Raw genomic sequence first — 17174 nt, 5'->3', positions numbered from 1 at the left:
ATTGACATAAGATGGTGTAATCTACTATCTAGTCTACACAAGGATTACACCATCTTTACACCACTTTTTGACCTAAACTGACCTAAAATGACCCAATAATTTTATGACTCCAACCGAAAGTCAAATTATAAAACCCTTTTCAGATAAGCGAAACGTAGATTTAGTAAGGATGCCAGGAACGAGACTTGAACTCGTGACACGAGGATTTTCAGACACTAAGTAACTACGTAAAAACCCCAGTGACATACTACAAAAATCCACTGAGGCAAGGGTTTTAAGGGTTATTAATCAATAAGTTCAAGCTATAGCAATCGTTCCAGTATTTAGTCAGATTTTAGTCATCTGAAATTAGGGGGTTTGGGGCGATCGCTCCTGGTCGTCAACAAATCATAAGCCCGTTGGTGGTGACGTTCACTAATCCAGTGGTGGTAAGTTTCGCTGTGAACCTTTAAGGCGTGTCCCATTTGTTGAGATGCTAATGTGATGTCAAGCCCAAACTCAAGCGAACGTATTGCCCACGCATGGCGCAAGTCATAAGCGCTAAATGGTAAACCGTGGCGTACAAAATAATGAGTCACGTTGTTTCCCAGTTGGGCATCAGTCCGAGACAGGTTAGCTTTTGGAAGCAACACATTGGACAAATCAAAAGTATCAAACCATTCAGGATAGATTGCCCATACACGACGCGCCCCTGTCTTCCCATCAAGAACGGATAAAACTCTATCCCCGGTTTTTAACCGTTCGTAATCTAGTCTGAATACCTCATGATTACGCAACCCGTAGGTGGCAAGAATTCCGTATGCCCACCGCCAAGCCGGATTTACCAGCTTTTCGTACCAATTAACGATATCTGCATCGGAAGGGATATCACGCGGTGTAACCTTTTTGGGGCTGTAATTCCCTGATAAATTTCTGAAATTACAATCCAGTCCGGCAAACTTCGTTAACGCGCCCAAAATATTACAATATCGTTTTCGGTTTTTAGTGTCGGGGGCTGTGGTTAAAATTACCCGTCGTAGATTCTCCTCGGTGAGCTTTTTGTTTTGGGGGAGATGTTTAAAAACTTGATGATAGTCACCATACCAAGTTGTTAGGGATTTTTGGTTTTTCTCACGTCTATTAAAATAATCAGCTTCAAATGCTTCTAGCCAGTCTTTAATCAGAATTAGCTTCGGGTGTTCTACTAGTGGTTCACTGTGAATATAACTATCCCAATTAAATCTACCTGCATTTAAGTCACGTCTAATCGCGTGAGCTTCACTCTCAGCTTGTTTAATCCCGTCGGCTGTTGCCGTGATATTTAGGGGTATTCGTTGCTGCTTATTCCCCTCACCATTTTTCTGAGGAAGTGTCCCCCTCAGAGACAACTTCCCCCCGTTCTGTTGAATAGTCAAATTTATGTTTGCTGCTTTTAATCTGGCGTTCGCGGCTGCAATGCGATCGCTTGTTTCCATCTCTCAATCCTCAGTCGATTCTGTTAATTCTTGATACTCTGAAACGGCTTTTCGATATGCTTCGTTGTCTCCAGGACTAGCGCCCCAAAGGATTTTTATAATTTTGGTTTGACCTAATCTCGTTTCGTTTCGCATTTTTTGGAGGATAGCCAAAATAGTTGTTTTGGAAAGTTTCAATGGGGTGTATTCTGTTTCCGAAACGAAACAAGGGGTGTCTACTGCAATCCCTTCTAGTACCTGTTTCGGAGTCGTTTCGGTCGTTTCCCCAAACTCCGAAAACCCTGTTTCGCTGGTCGTTTCGCACTCCGAAACGATTTTTTCGTCATTTCGGATAGTTTCGTTTTCCCAGACCAACGTCTTTCTATCGAAATAGGGTGTAATTCCTAGCCTAGGGTTCCCAATGGTTGATAGTAAAACTGACGTGTTTATCAGATTTCCTTCTAATCCTTGTTTAAGGAATTCAAATTCAGACAATAATCTTTTTCTCTCGTTTGAATTAACAACAATATCTAAATTCTGAATTAGTTTAGGTAAGGCTTTTACATCACCGTTGGGATAATCTTCTACCCATTCAATCCGGGAAACTGCATAAATATCAAAATTGTCTCTGATAGACCCGGAACCCAACCCCCAGTCTTCAATATTTGCTGATTGAGTATCCACAACGACGGTGACATTCAACGCAGCGCCATTATTAGCAATGGTGATAATTTTTGCCGCGACTTCTTTAAACAATGATGTATTGTTGAGTTGTATCCCATCTTTTATACTTTGCCAGTCGTTAATAATTAGCTTTACTTGTACACGGTTACTATCTCCTGCTTGACGCTGTTTATAGATATCAAATACAGACTCTAATGCTGTTAAATCTATCTCATCACCCATCTGAAATAAGGTATGCCGATGCTTGGGAATGGTGGGATGAACAGGCTCTATGGTTTTCCCTTGCCATACCCAACATTGCATATCTGGGTAGACCTTAAAAAACTCATCTAGCAAGAAATACATTACAGTTGTTTTCCCGCAACGACTGGGAGCAACGACAATCTGACTGCGTTCTGATGAGGAAAAACCAGAAATAATCTTTTTCCCTATAGCCTGATAATGCTCGTAGTCCGATGGCAGACAATCGCCTGGAATTGTCTCATTAGTCGCCACAGTCTTTTCCTCACGATTTAACGACTGTTTGGCTGTAGCAAACCAGATACCCAGACCGAAACCAATTGAACAAGGAAATTCCCACCCAGACGGCAATCTGGGTGAGGAAGTTTGTACGCTCACAGAAAGTAAAAGGTCTATCATGCCTGACGCATTCTGATGAATAGGAAGAAGGTTGTAGCGGCAAAGGTAATTACTAGCAATCCTTTCCAGCCCATCCCTGCACTATAAGCCAGATAAGAAAGCAATCCTAATGCCAGGAGGACTAGAAGAAATGAGGTGACTGTCTGTTGGTTCATTCTTTTGGTTCCGGCTTGTTTGTTGTCTTTGGTAAGGGTTTTCTTTTTCCTGAGATTTCGCAGACATTAGCAACCCAGAAAAATATTTCGCTAATAAGCACAATCACAGCTGCAAGAATCTGGTAGTCAAGGTCGTTGGTTTTTAACTGGAAAGCGCTGGTATTGATTACCCAGTCGTACCAGAAAGCAGCGCCAGCGATAAAACTTACCGCAACCATTCCGGCTGTTGTAATAGCGTTTGAGATACTATTTTGTTGTTTGTTCTGCCCGATGAATTCATCCAAGACAGCAGGTTCAAACAGAACTGATAAGGCGGCAAATTCAATACCCAGAATCAATGCACTGACGGCAATACACCCGGTTAATCGAATTAACCAAAATGCTTGTTGGTATTTACCCCAGAAAAACCAAGTCAAGGTAATCATGTTTACGAACATAGAAGCCCAACCAAAGCGGTTAAACCACTGGGATAAGGTGGTATTTACTGATGGGCTTCGGGCAAAGATAGTCATTGTTCCCCAGAAAAATTTTTGTTAGGTGGACGCAAAGTAGAAGGGTAAACAGACTGAGAACAAGGACACACCAGCTTTCTATCAATCCATTACCATGGTTAGAATTCAAAGAGAGTTTGATACTAGGGTGTGTATCTTCTTTTTCCCGTTTAACCTCAATCTCAAGTTTCATGAGTGTTTATTAGGGATTGAATTGCAGTCAGAAGAGATTCTATTTGTTCGTTTTCTAGATTTTCAATCATGAGGATTGCTGTCTCTACATCCTCTGTAGCTAGGCTGTAATCTGATATTTCAGCATTCAACCATCCGGCTTCTACAGATGCATAGGCTTCCTGTATCGCTGATGCTGCTTTGAATCTCATTGATATCCAAAAGGATAAGAATGTCCGGATTGATGCCTTTTCTTTCCTGTTTAGTTTCTCCAGGAAACAGCCATAACGAGCGCATAGGTTCTGTATCTCTTCTGTGTCTATCCAGTAGGTGACAGGCTTCATGTACAATACTCCTAGATAAAATATTTCAAGTTTTTGGATTTACTGGCGATCGCTTCTTTGTGTGGTGCGATCGCCTTTTGATTTATTCACAAACTATTTACCAGTGCTTTCATTAATCCGATCGCGTCTGATTCCTCGGATATTTCCTTATTGATTTTGCTGCATAACTCTTCAATGTTTGCCGGATGTACGTAGGGGAAAGAATCCTCTAAATTTCCAGCAAGATTGAATACCAGGTAAATTTTTTGTTCTTTAGTCAGACCTTGAAGGCACGAGCCGAAACTCTGTTCTATTTCCCCTACCACAGGGATTTTTGTATCAACGTAGTATCCAATCGGCTTCATGGTTCCCTCATTACTTTTTGCTCGATTTCCTCCGTGATTTTTTGCTGTACGAGCTTCCACACCAGATCAGCTCTTATTCCGCTCAAAGGTACACCCTGAGTCTCATCTCCAGAAAAATGGATTATCGCGTGTGATTCACTGGTATCACTGGCTGGCAGATATTCCATCCAACTGATTAATTCAATCTGAATGTATTCAAGCCATCGGTCTTCTTTGTCTGAATTCAGAATTATTCCCATATTTCCTCTTCCCTAATTCGTGTGTCCTACTTCCCCTAGCAAGTCTTTCTCTGGCTCCATGCCCACAGGCTGCTATCTCTGTGTGGTTTGGGGATTTTTCTTGTTTGCGCTGCGCTACTCATACCCTGCCTGTTTTGGTCAACCAGAAAGCGATCGCTGGTGTTTTCTGGGTTACTTACGGTTGCAAACTTTATTGTACCCTGGTACAACTAAATATAGTCTATTACTACCAGGGTTAAAAGTAAAGATAGTACCAGGGTAGAATTAAGGAGAAGTACATGGGTATAACGAATGAGGAAGCCGCTACACGGACAGAGGAAGAAAGACCTAACTCTATCAATCACTCCAGAAGGTTTCGACCTACTGGATGCCAAGGCGAAAGCTATGGGGATAAGCAAGAGCGAGTTAGTCGAGAGAATTGCACGGGACAAAGTATCTTCAGCATCGGAACAGCAGTTTCTGGGGGAATGCTCCGCCAACTGATCAAGGACTATCGTGGTCAGGTGGCTAGAAAAAAGAATGAACTACAGCGACTAAATGAAGAAACAAGACGCATTACTAATGATTTAGAAGCACTTGAAGAGAGAATCAGAGAGTTTGAAGTGCTGGAGATAGAACTGAATACACCTGAACAGTAAAATCATCCTTACCAATTTGGTAGGGATGATTTCTCTTTCAGTAAGGAATCTGGAAACTTTTTCATATCTTCAAATAAAAAATGCAATATACCCTCATGCCTAACGAGAGAGGGCATTGCATCTTGGAAGTAACAACCTCATTTTTACTTCCAATGGACATACTACATCTACTGACATCAATAACAGAACTAATTCAACAAATTCTCCACCTTAGATGGCTATTACATCAGATGAGAATAAGCATCAGTAGATTGATACCCCAAAGATACCAAAAGTCCAGAAACCTAAATACATCAGCACTGGCACGAAAAAGTCAACTCATCGAAATACTAAAAGGGGACACAACAAAAGTTGAATATCTACTCAGTCAGCAACGCAAAATGCACCCGAAAAAATCAGAAGAATGGTATGTGGAGAAAGTAATCATAAACCTATCTCAAAGAACAAAAACAATCCCACCGAATAACTATCCAGTTGTACCGATTAAACAACATCAACCATACGTCAACAAGCATCATGAACCCACGTCTATCCCATTTCCCACTCCACGACAGCACAACGCAAAGACTAGAGAACTGTTTGGAAAATTGGTTAGATTGCTTCACGGCGACAGTGCAGCCGCTAATCGGTTAGTTGATGCCCAAAGGCTCAAGACTCCAGCCAAGGGAGAGGAATGGATTTTAGAGAAAGTTATTCATGACCTAGGACGGGATAGATATTAACGCCAGTACCAACACGATCAGCAACTCTCTACTCCCTACACAGGGACGTTCAGAATTAAACCTCATGGACAAAGACCAATACCAAAAACTCACCCAACAGTTGAACCGTTGCGGATTGTCCTGGCATCACGCCAGAACTACGATTTTCATCCAGAAAGTTTGCAATAGATATTTGCAGCTAACACCATTCACACCAGAATCACTCCCCCCAAAAGCAGCTAAACATCTTGAGGCGATTCTAGATAATTACGAGGCTGTCAACGAACACCTTCGGAGAATTCAATCAAACTGGGACGACCCATTGATAAAAAGTTTTTTCCGCCAACACGCCAAAAACAACCAATTGACTCTTGCCCAATGGCGGGAGCTAAAAAACTACCTGTTTGAATACATCGCTTTTTAACCATGACACAACACAAAACAGAAGAATCAGGGATACCGATCGGACTTTTCAAAGCTTCTCAAGCCTGTGGCTCATCCCTAGCACTTTTCTCTGATTTCCTAGAGAAGAAACTAGATATCAATGCAATAGAGGCGACCTGGGTATTAGCGTTCTTTCTCCATTCGATGCCTCAATGTGTTAATGACAATCCATCTTTAGAACAAGCTTTAAGACGAACTGTAATTGAAGTCAGGCAAAAATTGAAAGATATGGAGAAAGGAAATAATGAAGGAAATTGACGCGATCGCCTTTGTTCAAGCATCGAACGACTTCGGTTTGAGCAAGGACAGATTCCTCAGTTATTTGCAGAAAGAATACCAATTAACTGAAGTGCAATCACTTAAACTTGCTGCTGAAATTTTACACGTTTTCCCCCGAAACGTTGAGGGCAATCCCAAAGTAAAAGCCACCATTAAAGCGGCTTCTATCCGAATTAAATTGTCAGAGAGCAACGGTATAAATAATTGATTGCACCATGAGAACATCAGCAAAACAGGACAAAAAAAAGGGGAAAGACCCCTCAATTCAACAATAAAACTTTAATATTATGACTAACACAATTATACCCCAAATATCCGGAAACAATGCTACTTTCTCTTGTCCAGAAAGCATCCTTATTCATCACTGGCAAGAGTGGATTGATAGTTGCGTTAACCCAACCATAATCACAAAAAATGTTAGTAGCATTCTTGACAGTAGAAAACTGGATGAATTGTTAAACAGAAATAGTCACAAACGATACAAGCATAGTGATGACATGGTTCCGGCATGGGTTGCAACTGGCGTAGACCCGCTATCGGGTGAGCGATGGTTGTCTGGCATCCAAGCCAAGCCGGATGTTTCCCCAATAAGAAACGGTAAACCACAGAAATACTTTAGTGCTAGTGGATACGGGGTGTCACCAGTATTTTTAGAAATAGAAGATACGGGATATTGGACAAAAATACTAAACGATACATCACTCCCAATAATTATCACTGAGGGGGTGAAAAAAGCAGGGTGTTTACTAAGTATTGGTTACGCTTCCATATCCATCCCCGGTGTCTCGACCTGTCGGAAGAATGGCAGACTACATGATTTATTAAAAGCTTATTGCACCTATGGCAGAACCGTTTATTTAGGGTTTGACAACGATGTAATGTCTAAACGAGCGGTACAACTATCACTATTAAATTTATCCCGTGATATTGCAGCCAATGGAAGCAAGGTAATGATAATAAACATTCCTCCAGGTGACTGCAAAGGGATAGATGATTATATAGCCAAGCACGGGGAAGAATCCTTTGATGAATTAGTTAAAACAGCTAAAACCATTGAAGAGTGGAAGCATGAACTGGATACCCGGTGGAGCTTGGAACAAGGGCAAATAGAAAACTCTTGTCGGTCAAAATTGGCAGGACATTTCAAAATTTTAGAGAAAATCTGGGGTGACAATCTCCGGTTCAATGAGTTAAAAAATCAAATCGAGCTAAACGGGGAACCTATCAACCTGGAGGGGGTACGGTTAGAGATTTCTCTAAATTTTGATTTTGATATGGGTATAGCTGACGCGATCGCAGTGGTAGAAAGGATAGCCAAATTAAACAGCTACCACCCCGTACACGATTACCTCACAGAGTGTGAGCGTGCCTACCCATCCCCAAACATGGAGCTTTTGGAGAATATAGCAGAAAGGTATTTTGGGACATCGGACAAACTCCACAATATTTACCTCAAAAAAACCTTACTAGCAGCAGTCGCTCGGATTATGGAGCCAGGTTGCCAGCATGACGCGGTAACAGTGCTAGTCGGACGCAAACACGGCACGGGGAAAAGCAGTTTCTGGAGAGAATTATTTAGTCGTCCATGGTTCAGTGACCAACTAGGGGAAGCATCAAAAGCCGAGGATGATATCAGCAAGATTCACCAGTTTTGGGGACTAGAAATCAGTGAACTCGAATCTATCTACAAGAAAAAAGAGACAGCTGCTCTAAAAAAATTCATCTCTGCCGGTTGGGACGTGTACCGCGCTCCCTATGCTCGGTCATCAAAAGAGCATCCCCGTCGGTCAATCTTGGTAGGCACAACCAATGAGGAAGAAGTATTAACCGACCCGACAGGGAATAGACGGTTTTGGATGGTTCCGACTAAAGGAATGGTTCCCCTGCAAAAACTCATAGCAGAACGGGATGAGTTGTGGGCTGCTGCTTATGCCCTATACAAATCCGGCGCTAGGTGGGAATTATCCGAGGAAGAAAAAGAGCTTCAACTCCGAGCTAATGAGGAATTTAGACAGCTTGACCCATGGGAAAGCATCCTAGAGCGGTATTGCTCCACAAAGGACACTATTAAATCTGATGATTTATACGACGTTCTCAAGATTGAAATCAACCAGCAGAATTCAGGCATATCCAGACGTATCGCTGTAATTATGAAAAACCTGGGATGGGAGCAAGATAGAGTACGCTGTGGAAAATACAGAGAGAGAGTTTGGGTTAAAGCAAAAGGTGAGGTGATACAGGATACCTTATTAAACAATTTTGAAAATTCAAAAGTTAATGAAAGTATCTGGGACATCTGGGACATCCGGGACAAAAACAAAAATCACGTAGAAAATCCAAAATCAGAGAGTGATTTAAACAACACACCAGAATCATCTGGGACACATCTGGGACACATCTGGGACAAACCAGAATCAAGTCAGGGTAATGGATACAGCGTTTTTTCTCAAAACGGGGAAAATCTATCTGGGACACATCTGGGACAAGATGAAACCCTTGATATATATACTTTCCAGGAATCAAAGGAAGAAAATAACTGTACTGTCCCAGATAAAAATCAAAAAAACAACCAACTCAATATTTCTAATCCGGTAGCACAGGATACCCATCTAAGTACACAGGATGGTAAAACGGTTAGCGACAAAGAAACAATTACTACAAAAACCCTACCGACAATAAAATCTCTTCATCCATCACCCCTCGGAGAAGTGAAGGCGATCGCGTCTCCCAGACAGGATGGTCGCTATGAAATCAGGTTCACAGTTCCGGAGTTGGAGGACTACGTGACTTGCACCGGATATACCGAGACAAAAAAAATTCAAGCAGTGACAAAGAAAAAATTGATGGTTTACCTTCAGTCTCTCCACTGGCAGGTAGACATAATGGTTGCTAAAACACGTGATTGGTTTGATGCGACACTTTCAGAGCTTCGCCCCAATGAATACGACCCCAGAAAAGATAAATGGGTATTCTTACGGGAAGGTCATGAGTACGCAATCAGTGACCTAGAGCTAATTCGGCTCAAACCCAACGCCTAAAAAGCCTACATATCAGGGGAAAATAGTTAATATGAAAAAGCGATCGCGTGAGAAGAACACGGGGCGATCGCCAAAGAATCGTATTTCATGATGTATTTAATCTTACATCATCAAATATGACAGCCTTCAACAAAGACACCGACTTACCAAGTAACATCGATTCCCTAGAAAAACTTGCTTTCTGGGTGGGTTCAGCATTAGCGCAAATCAATCTGACAACCACGGCAATTGAAGCCCCAGGATACACACAGCGTGTCGCACAACATGGGGTGTTTTACGTCGAAGCAGACAACAAATACCGGGCATTAATTCGGATGTCTATCCCTATGAATGTTGAGCATTTAATAGGTGCAAACAACCCATGGACATATGCCATGCCCATAAGTGAAACCGCAATCCCTGCTAGCTTCAAGACTGCCGCATAAATGGAACCGCAACCCCTCAGAGACCCGCTAAATAACCCATTTCAGAATTCGTTCCGTGACCCGTTCCGGATGGATTTTGAGGAACCTAAAAAATCTAAACCAAAGCTTGATTTAAATTTTGATAATCCGGCTCCAAAAACTAAACCTAAGTTGGAATTTCTGAGGGTAGAAAAAGGGGGAGAGTTAGCTCGTCCCCCTATTTCTAATAAGGTTATTGATGAATCATCCCAATCATTTAACAACGCGGTTAGAGAACTTGTAGAGAAGCAAGAAGCCCTAAAAAATGCCTTTGAGCAGAGAAAACAGATAGATGACCTTTACAAGCGGGTTACGGGTTCTGATGCCTTTATCCGAGAGGTTGAAATATTACCCCCGGATGGATTTGACCAGCTAAACAAACCACCCAGAAACATTACCCCACCCAACGAATTAGAAGATATTATCCGGCTACGTCAGGAGCAATTAAACCGGGTAAAATCTCCATCGGTTCAACATCCCCCCTCAACCCCGTCTACAGTAGACCTTGCGCCACCATCCGCAACACCAGGAGCGCGACCTGGTTATAAAACCCAGATAGACCCACTCTTTGACCCTAGCCAGAAAGTACCGGATTTTATTCCCCACACAACACCAAAAAACCCGGTAAAAGTTCAGGTTAAAGAAGTCAAATTTGACCTACCTACACCAGCAAAACCCAAGGGCTTTTTAGCTCCCCCTAGTTCCCCAAAAAATTTCACTCCCACAGGAAAACCGGGTAAATTTGGCAAATTAATTCCTGGTTTGGGAGTAGTTACAACATCCCTAGAATTTGGGATGAGAATTTCTAATGGGCAACCACTAGCAGAAGCAGCAGCTGCAACAGTCATCACCACAACAGCCGGAACCATCGGCGCGACTCTGGGAAGTTTAGCGGGACCCGTCGGAACTTTTGCGGGGTCAATTATTGGCTCCATGATTGGGAATTATGTTGCAGACGTATTCTTTCCCCCACCAAGCCCCACAGAGTCGCCACTAACCCCAATTCCAGGAAACACCACATACATTGATACAGAAGGACAACCAAATGGAGCCGCATATTATGCTGACTTCCTAGTTAGTAATATTTTTGGGAGTGAAGTTGTCAGATATGTTTTTTGGTCTCCATTTGCGGGATATCGTTTTGTATCCGAACCATGGGGACAAAGCTTTGACTTATTGAGCAGGGGAAGGACAAACCGAGGAGCCACCCCGGATATTAATTGGGCATCATTCGGGGGAAGTGGACAGGCAAATTATTACACTGAATTCTCATTACTTGACCATGGACCAGTTGAAGGCTCAACCCCTAAACCTGTTTCCCACTCCAGCCCGTCCTCTCGGAGAGATTTCACTCCAACAGGTTCTAGTTATCCTAATCCCAATCCCAACCCCAATCCCAACCCTAATCCCAACCCTAATCCCAATCCCAACCCCAACCCTAATCCCAACCCTAATCCCAACCCCAACCCCAACCCTAATCCCAACCCCGGTACAACATCAGACCCAGAAAAAGCCCCTAAACAATTCCCACCCGTGTTACCTAGACCTAATGTATCCCCAGGAATTCCCCAATCCCAACCGGAACCCGCCCCCGGTTCTACTTGTGACCCCTGTGGAGCAAGTATTTTCAAGCAGGGAAAAGACACCTTGCAACAATCAAAAGACAATGGCGACAAACTCGACCAGCTAAACGCAATTCTCAACGGTTTAGACCTGGTAGGACTGCAAGAGGTATTGAATCGCCTCGGACCGAAAGTACATCAAAATGGTTTATCTGGTCAAACCCAAGCCTTTTTTGAGGACTACACCAGACGTGTAGGACCTCAAATAATTGGCAAGGGTGGTCAACCAATTGGTTTAACAGACTATACAAAGATGTTTACTAAATGGTTGAAAGTTGACCGATTACTGAATGTATTTACCTGGGTAAATACTCTTCACAATGCATATATGCTGTCATCGAGTATCGGGGATACTCTTTTCGGAGTTGTAGACAATATTGCTAATATCTTTTTTGAAGATTTAGAGGGTGTAGGGTTCAATTCTAGGGAAATTATAGGAGACTTTGTAGATAATATTGCCAAAGGCATATTTGGAGTCGAAACGTGGTCAGGGATGAAAACTACCTGGAAAAAATGGAATAGAATTTATCAGTCAGCAGCTAATATTGCTAGTAGCGTGAGAAGTATGTTTGATTCCGCTCGTAGTGTTGCTGAATGGACGGCAGAAAACACCGGGAAAATCGGGAATGCTTTAAAAAGATTCGGTGTAGTAGGTGAAAAAGCTTACAACTGGATGCCAGAGCGTGTAAACGCTCAAAGCAAGTGGCAACAACGGTTAGAGAACCTAGAGGAAGCTGCTTCTGGAATAGAGATGGTAACAAGTGAAATTGTTTCTATCCAAGACAATTTAAATGAGTTAAACGAGCAAAGAAACGAATTTAACAAGAATCTTGAAGACGCTTTACCAAAAGATAGACCAGACAATAAAGCGACTAAACAACGCAAAGATACAGAGAAAGCAGTTAGTGAAGGGAAAGACATTACTGACTCAGACAAGGAGGAAGACGAATAATGCCTTTACCAAATGGATTTAGTGAGTTTGAACACCTTCAAGACTCCATCAGACGCGAACATAATAAAGCAGTTAGAGCTTATTTTAAAAACCAAGCAGACAACGATATATCAACCCCAAAAGCAAGTTTAAAACACGCTTGTTTGATAAAAGATGATGACTCTGGAATTATGATGCAACAGCGTCAATGGTTGTTTGAAGTTGTTGTAGGGAGACTTCAATCGGTGCAACGTCCAGTGTATGGAATTCCTGTGCAAGAATATCAACCTGATCGCAGATTTAAACCACAGGTAAAACTCTATTTTTTGGAACCATGGGATACAGTAACTCACGCTACTAACAAAGTTCCCCAGGCAGAAGGGGAAATTACCTTCCGACTGATGAATGAAACACAAGAAACTATCTCACGAGCCAAAGCCGAACAATTAGCAAGGGCTATAAAACAAGAAATAGCCACTCCCGCTTTAATTTGGGAAAAAGGATGGTTCAAGGCGACATACCAAGATTTAGAGCGCGGTTATGATTTGCGATTATTCGTAAAAAATAAAGCTGAGGGGGAGCGTGTAGTCAGGAAGGTTTTGAGCATCCAGAATCACACTTTTGACCGTGATAATTTTCAATTTGTAGAACATGACCGCACCTATTCAACTAATCCAGGAACTCACCGTGTCTATGGAAGACAGGTAAACAAACCAATTCGTAGAAGACGTGTAGATGTAAGGTTCAGGTATGCTCAACTTCTCATTTGGGGTCAGCATCACCCTGTAAATTTAGTCGCGTTTGGTAGCACACGTTTACGTAGTGTTATTGAGCGAGTATAAGTGTAACTACTGATAGGTTGTACAAACATTTACCGGACTAGTTAACTCATTCGCCAGCAAAAATTGACAAAACACCTGCTATAAAAGGGAATGAAGGCTAAGTATAGAAGAAACGATTATGGCAAGACGTAAATCAGTACGCGAGTTGGAAAAACAGCTTGAGTACGCAAGAAATAGGGCAGCGTATAAAGCCCCAGATAGAGAAGATGGAACTGCAACACAACGTAGACCTAAGCTGTCTTTAGCTTACAAACCAATGTCAATCGCGGCGGGAGAAGGCGCGAAAAAATACCGGGTTCAGGCTTCCAAAGAATCAGTACAATTTTTCACACAAACGGCATTAAATTTAGTTGATTCCACGGCGGAAGACCCATTGCCCAGAGGCGCTCAACCAGCAAAAGCCCATGCGATAGTAGCGGATGCAAGCCCAGAAGTAATCCGAGCAGCCGGAAGTAAGAGACCTTATGTCCACTATGGAAAGGGAACCAGAGGAAGTAAGTCTCAGTACAGTTACACTGCACCTTTCTCAATCCAATCTGTTGCAGCAATGGATACTGAGATAAGAACTCTTTTTAACTCGGTAAAAAGTAAGCTGGGTGGGGCTTATGGTCGAGTTTGGTACAGTCCTGAGAAATTTTTAATTACTGGTAGCGGTGAGTAATCTTTTCTTACCTACTCCCGGTCTCTGGTATCCTGGGCAGTCGGAAAAGGAATGGGAAGAAGAAGTAGACCTAATGATACTTCGAGCTAATGCCACTGATGCTTTTTCCCGTGGGGAAGTTGACGCTGATTGGTTCCTGAATTTTTTACACGAATTAGGAACCGATGTTTTTACAGCTGCGGAAGGGTGGGCATCGACCGATGAGCTTATCATTTAACCCTTCCGAATTGGGGTCATGGGAGTTGGTCTACTCAGCTAGACTCACAAACCAGAACCCCGATCAACCTGTAGGCGTAAGAATTCCCTACATTGACCCGGTAGAAGTCCCCTTGATTCCGACTAGTCGTATTTTTCTGATTGGGACATTTTCCAGGGAAGCCCGCCCCTCATGGTATCGTGCCGGATACCTCACTCAGGAAATCATCGGCGTTTCCATTAGTGATGAGGTTGTCTTTGAAGGACTTCCAGGAACCCCCTCTACTGCCATTGATGGGAATAGTCGAATCATTGGATTAAACAGAATTCAGCTAGTTATCTTCCCCAAATATTCGAGCAATTTTAGGTTGAGATTTGACGCTGTAGCATGGCTTAAATCGCTGACTCTAAGTATCTGGGAATATCGCGGGGAAGAAACAGATACTACTGAAGAATTAATCCAAGCAGCTAGAGCAAAACTAGAAACAATTGAAGCGAAAATTGATAATTTATGAACCTAACTTACGCTGCATTAGCAGATAAATTACCACCTGGTGCTGTGGAATTTGTTGGTAATAACCAGCTTAAACTCAACCTATCCCAATTGACCGGGGATACTTTAACCACCGAAAGCTCATTGATTGAGGGCATCGTGAAATTGATGCAATCTCTGGCAACCCTTACAAACTCGGTCAATGATGCCAGAGGGGATGCTAATCCACCATTACACCCTATTACTTTTTGCTCACAAGATTTAGTAGGAACCCCAGACCAACCAGAATTTGAATTTACTGTGCGAGTCGCTGTAAATACTGCCCAATTCGTAAATAATTTAATTGACCCGACTGAATGATTAATAATCCTGGTGCAATTCTTCCAGAGTCTTCCGACTCTGGTTTTATTAAGTGCAATAATGACGAAATTGCCATCCCTAAGAATACCCCTGTTACCGTCTTAAACGGCAATGGGAAGCGCACTTACGCGGCTTTTATCAATAATTCTCTATCAGACATTACGCTGGTTTTGGAAGATAAAACCAAAGCAGCGATTAACAAGGGAATTGTTCTTAAACCGAATGGAAGCTTTGAGATTACTTCCATCAATCTTTATAAGGGGAAAGTGTCCGTTATCTCTGCACAAAATTCTAAATTATCGTTTGTGGAGTGTTCTGAATAATGCCTATATCTAATCCTTCCCCAACTTTTTCTAATACAGAGACTGTATCAACTCAAGCCCCACAAATCAGCAACTCTCTATCAACAACAGCATCTGTTTTGGTAGCAAGTAATAGTAATAGAAAAGGGTTAACCTTTTTTAATTCCAGTGACAAAACGATATATGTTGATTTTTCAAATTCTGTCACGACCAGTGACTATGCGTTTAAACTAGCACCCGACGCTTATTATGAAATGCCGCAACCTATTTACACAGGAGCATTTCACGCTATTTTATCAACGGGAACGGCATCAATAGAAGTTAGGGAATTTAGTTAGATGCCTATTAGTAATTTACAGAAGTCAGAAAATATAAATACCCCGACTATTGTAAATAGTGGCTTGCAGCTTGAGTATAGATTTACTGAAACAACTATTACCGATTATTCAGGGAATAATAGGACGGGACAATCAGGTAATAGTTCTGCTACTGATTCTCAAGATGTTACCCCTATTGATTGGTTAAATGTTGGGGTTGATTTTATTGATGATAATTATATTGCTTGTCCCTCTGGGATTTATTTCCCCGGAGCTTTCACCGTCGAGACTTGCCTATTTTTACGAGACTACGCTGCATGGGCAAGAATTTTTGATTTTGGCAACGGACAAGCTAACGAGAATGTTCTCCTGAGTTCATCTAATAATGGGAGTGGGAGACTACACCTAGATATTATTGCTAATGGTCAATTTAGTAGTCCTGTGGTGGCTCCATTCTCAACCAAATTATTAGAATGGGTTTATATTTGTGTCAGCTTTTCATCGGGAACAGGAAAAATTTATATAAATAATTCCCTACAAGCAAGAGGAAATTTACTAACACCAAGCAACCTTACAAGGAATAACAATTTCTTGGGGCGGTCTAATTGGAATGGTGAGGCGTATTTAAATGGTTGCTTGTCATTATTTAGAATCTACAACAGGGAATTAAGTAACACCGAACGAACAGATAACTTTAAACAATCCCGTCTATGGTTAGCAGACAAAGGAATAATTTTATAAACAATTATCCTCTGATTAGACATATTAGAAAAAATACAATTTAATCAATATTTCTTCATAACAGAGGGAGTAAAATTAAAATGGCGCGAACCCGAACACAGGAAGGGTTAGCGCCATAATGTTAAGCACTTTAATCAATTAGTATTATGTCACAGATACGTATTATTGCTGAATATCTTCAGCTTTTCTTAGGGGTAGTAACCTTCATAGGAATTGTCTATCAATTCGCTAAGATTGAACACAAGATATATTTAGCTATAGACAAGAATCGGGACGACCTGTGGGAACGTTGCACAGTCATAGAAAACAAATTGGCGCTACATATTGTCGAATGCGATACCCGCGCCAAAACAGATAAATATTCAATTAAATACTTAGTTGTCAGGCTACAAAACCTAGAAGAAAAAGTAGATTTAATGTTAGGAGAATCAAATAATGCGAATTAATTTAAATTCTGCCATCATTCCAGATGGAAATTTTTACTGGCATGAAGCGACTAGAAACGGGGAACGGATGCCTGAATCTCTAGACGTAGAACGTCGCTTGCTTGTGAAGTGAGGGCGATCGCCTTTTGCTTGATAATCAAACCTGATAAATCTATCAAAATTTAGATAGATTTTAGTCAGATTTTAGTCATTTAAATTAGTCTGGATAAGAAAGCCTGATT

At 41.8% G+C, this 17174-nt stretch carries 26 protein-coding genes; 20 read left to right on the top strand and 6 right to left on the bottom strand.

The features are described 5' to 3' along the window. Positions 1 to 338 precede the first annotated feature (338 nt). The 6 genes from IJ00_RS08215 to IJ00_RS08195 all read right to left on the bottom strand — a co-directional run bounded on the left by IJ00_RS08215 (position 339) and on the right by IJ00_RS08195 (position 4321). A complete protein-coding gene (locus IJ00_RS08215) occupies positions 339 to 1454 on the bottom strand; it encodes an integrase (protein WP_035151905.1) in 1116 nt (371 codons plus the stop codon). A 3-nt stretch (positions 1455 to 1457) separates the two neighbouring features. Then, positions 1458 to 2756 carry a hypothetical protein gene (locus IJ00_RS08210; RefSeq protein ID WP_035151903.1) on the bottom strand — a complete coding sequence of 433 codons (1299 nt, stop codon included), beginning with the start codon at positions 2754 to 2756 and terminating at the stop codon, positions 1458 to 1460. Next, positions 2753 to 2911, bottom strand: a complete 159-nt coding sequence (locus IJ00_RS28845; protein WP_168163443.1) for a hypothetical protein — start codon at positions 2909 to 2911, stop codon at positions 2753 to 2755. The genes IJ00_RS08210 and IJ00_RS28845 overlap by 4 nt, the downstream gene beginning before the upstream one ends. Next, on the bottom strand, positions 2908 to 3423 hold the full coding sequence (locus IJ00_RS08205; RefSeq protein ID WP_035151900.1) for a hypothetical protein: 516 nt from the start codon (positions 3421 to 3423) through the stop codon (positions 2908 to 2910). The genes IJ00_RS28845 and IJ00_RS08205 overlap by 4 nt, the downstream gene beginning before the upstream one ends. Positions 3424 to 3584: 161 nt before the next feature. Beyond that, the gene (locus IJ00_RS28225) at positions 3585 to 3785 is read right to left on the bottom strand and encodes a hypothetical protein (RefSeq protein ID WP_144416011.1); all 201 of its coding nucleotides are present in this window, start codon (positions 3783 to 3785) and stop codon (positions 3585 to 3587) included. A gap of 218 nt (positions 3786 to 4003) precedes the next feature. After that, on the bottom strand, positions 4004 to 4321 hold the full coding sequence (locus IJ00_RS08195; RefSeq protein ID WP_144416010.1) for a hypothetical protein: 318 nt from the start codon (positions 4319 to 4321) through the stop codon (positions 4004 to 4006). A 198-nt stretch (positions 4322 to 4519) separates the two neighbouring features. Here IJ00_RS08195 and IJ00_RS28840 point away from each other — a divergent pair, with 198 nt between their 5' ends. From IJ00_RS28840 to IJ00_RS29900, 20 genes are all read left to right on the top strand, one after another. Then, a complete protein-coding gene (locus tag IJ00_RS28840) occupies positions 4520 to 4762 on the top strand; it encodes a hypothetical protein (protein ID WP_168163442.1) in 243 nt (80 codons plus the stop codon). A gap of 29 nt (positions 4763 to 4791) precedes the next feature. Next, positions 4792 to 4983: a ribbon-helix-helix protein, CopG family gene (locus tag IJ00_RS30135; protein WP_144416009.1), complete on the top strand. Its 192-nt coding sequence runs from the start codon at positions 4792 to 4794 to the stop codon at positions 4981 to 4983. Next, positions 4968 to 5138, top strand: coding sequence for a hypothetical protein (locus IJ00_RS30130; RefSeq protein ID WP_168163441.1), 171 nt, complete (start codon positions 4968 to 4970; stop codon positions 5136 to 5138). Before IJ00_RS30135 ends, IJ00_RS30130 begins: the two co-directional genes overlap by 16 nt. Positions 5139 to 5518: 380 nt before the next feature. Then, a complete protein-coding gene (locus tag IJ00_RS28215) occupies positions 5519 to 5860 on the top strand; it encodes a hypothetical protein (RefSeq protein WP_168163440.1) in 342 nt (113 codons plus the stop codon). 64 nt (positions 5861 to 5924) lie between these two features. Beyond that, complete coding sequence (locus IJ00_RS28210) at positions 5925 to 6263, top strand: hypothetical protein (protein ID WP_035151883.1); 339 nt, start codon at positions 5925 to 5927, stop codon at positions 6261 to 6263. A gap of 2 nt (positions 6264 to 6265) precedes the next feature. After that, on the top strand, positions 6266 to 6541 hold the full coding sequence (locus tag IJ00_RS08170; RefSeq protein WP_035151881.1) for a hypothetical protein: 276 nt from the start codon (positions 6266 to 6268) through the stop codon (positions 6539 to 6541). Further along, positions 6528 to 6770, top strand: a complete 243-nt coding sequence (locus IJ00_RS08165) for a hypothetical protein (RefSeq protein WP_035151878.1) — start codon at positions 6528 to 6530, stop codon at positions 6768 to 6770. Before IJ00_RS08170 ends, IJ00_RS08165 begins: the two co-directional genes overlap by 14 nt. 79 nt (positions 6771 to 6849) lie before the next feature. Continuing rightward, positions 6850 to 9600: a VapE domain-containing protein gene (locus IJ00_RS08160; protein WP_035151876.1), complete on the top strand. Its 2751-nt coding sequence runs from the start codon at positions 6850 to 6852 to the stop codon at positions 9598 to 9600. 47 nt (positions 9601 to 9647) lie between these two features. Then, a complete protein-coding gene (locus IJ00_RS08155; protein ID WP_238178464.1) occupies positions 9648 to 10025 on the top strand; it encodes a glucose-6-phosphate dehydrogenase in 378 nt (125 codons plus the stop codon). 69 nt (positions 10026 to 10094) lie between these two features. Next, positions 10095 to 12617 carry a hypothetical protein gene (locus IJ00_RS28205; protein WP_035151871.1) on the top strand — a complete coding sequence of 841 codons (2523 nt, stop codon included), beginning with the start codon at positions 10095 to 10097 and terminating at the stop codon, positions 12615 to 12617. Further along, positions 12617 to 13438 carry a hypothetical protein gene (locus IJ00_RS08145; RefSeq protein WP_035151870.1) on the top strand — a complete coding sequence of 274 codons (822 nt, stop codon included), beginning with the start codon at positions 12617 to 12619 and terminating at the stop codon, positions 13436 to 13438. Before IJ00_RS28205 ends, IJ00_RS08145 begins: the two co-directional genes overlap by 1 nt. Positions 13439 to 13556: 118 nt before the next feature. After that, positions 13557 to 14099, top strand: a complete 543-nt coding sequence (locus IJ00_RS08140; protein WP_035151866.1) for a hypothetical protein — start codon at positions 13557 to 13559, stop codon at positions 14097 to 14099. Continuing rightward, a complete protein-coding gene (locus IJ00_RS08135; protein ID WP_035151863.1) occupies positions 14092 to 14316 on the top strand; it encodes a hypothetical protein in 225 nt (74 codons plus the stop codon). Before IJ00_RS08140 ends, IJ00_RS08135 begins: the two co-directional genes overlap by 8 nt. Further along, the gene (locus IJ00_RS08130) at positions 14300 to 14809 is read left to right on the top strand and encodes a hypothetical protein (RefSeq protein WP_035151861.1); all 510 of its coding nucleotides are present in this window, start codon (positions 14300 to 14302) and stop codon (positions 14807 to 14809) included. Before IJ00_RS08135 ends, IJ00_RS08130 begins: the two co-directional genes overlap by 17 nt. Beyond that, positions 14806 to 15147, top strand: coding sequence for a hypothetical protein (locus IJ00_RS08125; protein ID WP_035151859.1), 342 nt, complete (start codon positions 14806 to 14808; stop codon positions 15145 to 15147). The genes IJ00_RS08130 and IJ00_RS08125 overlap by 4 nt, the downstream gene beginning before the upstream one ends. Then, entirely contained in the window at positions 15144 to 15470 is a 327-nt protein-coding gene (locus IJ00_RS08120) for a hypothetical protein (protein ID WP_035151856.1), read from the top strand. The genes IJ00_RS08125 and IJ00_RS08120 overlap by 4 nt, the downstream gene beginning before the upstream one ends. Beyond that, positions 15470 to 15787, top strand: a complete 318-nt coding sequence (locus IJ00_RS08115; RefSeq protein ID WP_035151854.1) for a hypothetical protein — start codon at positions 15470 to 15472, stop codon at positions 15785 to 15787. Before IJ00_RS08120 ends, IJ00_RS08115 begins: the two co-directional genes overlap by 1 nt. Further along, the gene (locus tag IJ00_RS08110; protein WP_046814757.1) at positions 15788 to 16507 is read left to right on the top strand and encodes a LamG domain-containing protein; all 720 of its coding nucleotides are present in this window, start codon (positions 15788 to 15790) and stop codon (positions 16505 to 16507) included. 146 nt (positions 16508 to 16653) lie between these two features. Continuing rightward, on the top strand, positions 16654 to 16953 hold the full coding sequence (locus tag IJ00_RS08105; RefSeq protein WP_046814756.1) for a hypothetical protein: 300 nt from the start codon (positions 16654 to 16656) through the stop codon (positions 16951 to 16953). Continuing rightward, positions 16943 to 17065 (top strand): hypothetical protein, encoded by a 123-nt coding sequence (locus IJ00_RS29900; protein WP_256388853.1) that lies wholly within the window; start codon positions 16943 to 16945, stop codon positions 17063 to 17065. The genes IJ00_RS08105 and IJ00_RS29900 overlap by 11 nt, the downstream gene beginning before the upstream one ends. The last annotated feature ends 109 nt before the right edge of the window (positions 17066 to 17174 follow it).

The organism is Calothrix sp. 336/3, assembly GCF_000734895.2.
Classification (GTDB): Bacteria; Cyanobacteriota; Cyanobacteriia; order Cyanobacteriales; family Nostocaceae; genus 336-3.
The sequence above is the reverse complement of the archived record's forward strand: the minus strand, read 5'-3'. Positions and strand labels throughout refer to the sequence as shown.

Excerpts from the sequence above, each read along its gene's own strand:
- IJ00_RS08215 (WP_035151905.1), bottom strand. The coding sequence starts at position 1,454 with ATGGAAACAAGCGATCGCATTGCAGCCGCGAACGCCAGATTAAAAGCA.
- IJ00_RS08210 (WP_035151903.1), bottom strand. The coding sequence starts at position 2,756 with ATGATAGACCTTTTACTTTCTGTGAGCGTACAAACTTCCTCACCCAGA.
- IJ00_RS28845 (WP_168163443.1), bottom strand. The coding sequence starts at position 2,911 with ATGAACCAACAGACAGTCACCTCATTTCTTCTAGTCCTCCTGGCATTA.
- IJ00_RS08205 (WP_035151900.1), bottom strand. The coding sequence starts at position 3,423 with ATGACTATCTTTGCCCGAAGCCCATCAGTAAATACCACCTTATCCCAG.
- IJ00_RS28225 (WP_144416011.1), bottom strand. The coding sequence starts at position 3,785 with ATGAGATTCAAAGCAGCATCAGCGATACAGGAAGCCTATGCATCTGTA.
- IJ00_RS30135 (WP_144416009.1), top strand. The coding sequence starts at position 4,792 with ATGAGGAAGCCGCTACACGGACAGAGGAAGAAAGACCTAACTCTATCA.
- IJ00_RS30130 (WP_168163441.1), top strand. The coding sequence starts at position 4,968 with ATGCTCCGCCAACTGATCAAGGACTATCGTGGTCAGGTGGCTAGAAAA.
- IJ00_RS28215 (WP_168163440.1), top strand. The coding sequence starts at position 5,519 with ATGCACCCGAAAAAATCAGAAGAATGGTATGTGGAGAAAGTAATCATA.
- IJ00_RS28210 (WP_035151883.1), top strand. The coding sequence starts at position 5,925 with ATGGACAAAGACCAATACCAAAAACTCACCCAACAGTTGAACCGTTGC.
- IJ00_RS08170 (WP_035151881.1), top strand. The coding sequence starts at position 6,266 with ATGACACAACACAAAACAGAAGAATCAGGGATACCGATCGGACTTTTC.
- IJ00_RS08165 (WP_035151878.1), top strand. The coding sequence starts at position 6,528 with ATGAAGGAAATTGACGCGATCGCCTTTGTTCAAGCATCGAACGACTTC.
- IJ00_RS08160 (WP_035151876.1), top strand. The coding sequence starts at position 6,850 with ATGACTAACACAATTATACCCCAAATATCCGGAAACAATGCTACTTTC.
- IJ00_RS28205 (WP_035151871.1), top strand. The coding sequence starts at position 10,095 with ATGGATTTTGAGGAACCTAAAAAATCTAAACCAAAGCTTGATTTAAAT.
- IJ00_RS08145 (WP_035151870.1), top strand. The coding sequence starts at position 12,617 with ATGCCTTTACCAAATGGATTTAGTGAGTTTGAACACCTTCAAGACTCC.
- IJ00_RS08140 (WP_035151866.1), top strand. The coding sequence starts at position 13,557 with ATGGCAAGACGTAAATCAGTACGCGAGTTGGAAAAACAGCTTGAGTAC.
- IJ00_RS08130 (WP_035151861.1), top strand. The coding sequence starts at position 14,300 with ATGAGCTTATCATTTAACCCTTCCGAATTGGGGTCATGGGAGTTGGTC.
- IJ00_RS08125 (WP_035151859.1), top strand. The coding sequence starts at position 14,806 with ATGAACCTAACTTACGCTGCATTAGCAGATAAATTACCACCTGGTGCT.
- IJ00_RS08120 (WP_035151856.1), top strand. The coding sequence starts at position 15,144 with ATGATTAATAATCCTGGTGCAATTCTTCCAGAGTCTTCCGACTCTGGT.
- IJ00_RS08115 (WP_035151854.1), top strand. The coding sequence starts at position 15,470 with ATGCCTATATCTAATCCTTCCCCAACTTTTTCTAATACAGAGACTGTA.
- IJ00_RS08110 (WP_046814757.1), top strand. The coding sequence starts at position 15,788 with ATGCCTATTAGTAATTTACAGAAGTCAGAAAATATAAATACCCCGACT.
- IJ00_RS08105 (WP_046814756.1), top strand. The coding sequence starts at position 16,654 with ATGTCACAGATACGTATTATTGCTGAATATCTTCAGCTTTTCTTAGGG.
- IJ00_RS29900 (WP_256388853.1), top strand. The coding sequence starts at position 16,943 with ATGCGAATTAATTTAAATTCTGCCATCATTCCAGATGGAAATTTTTAC.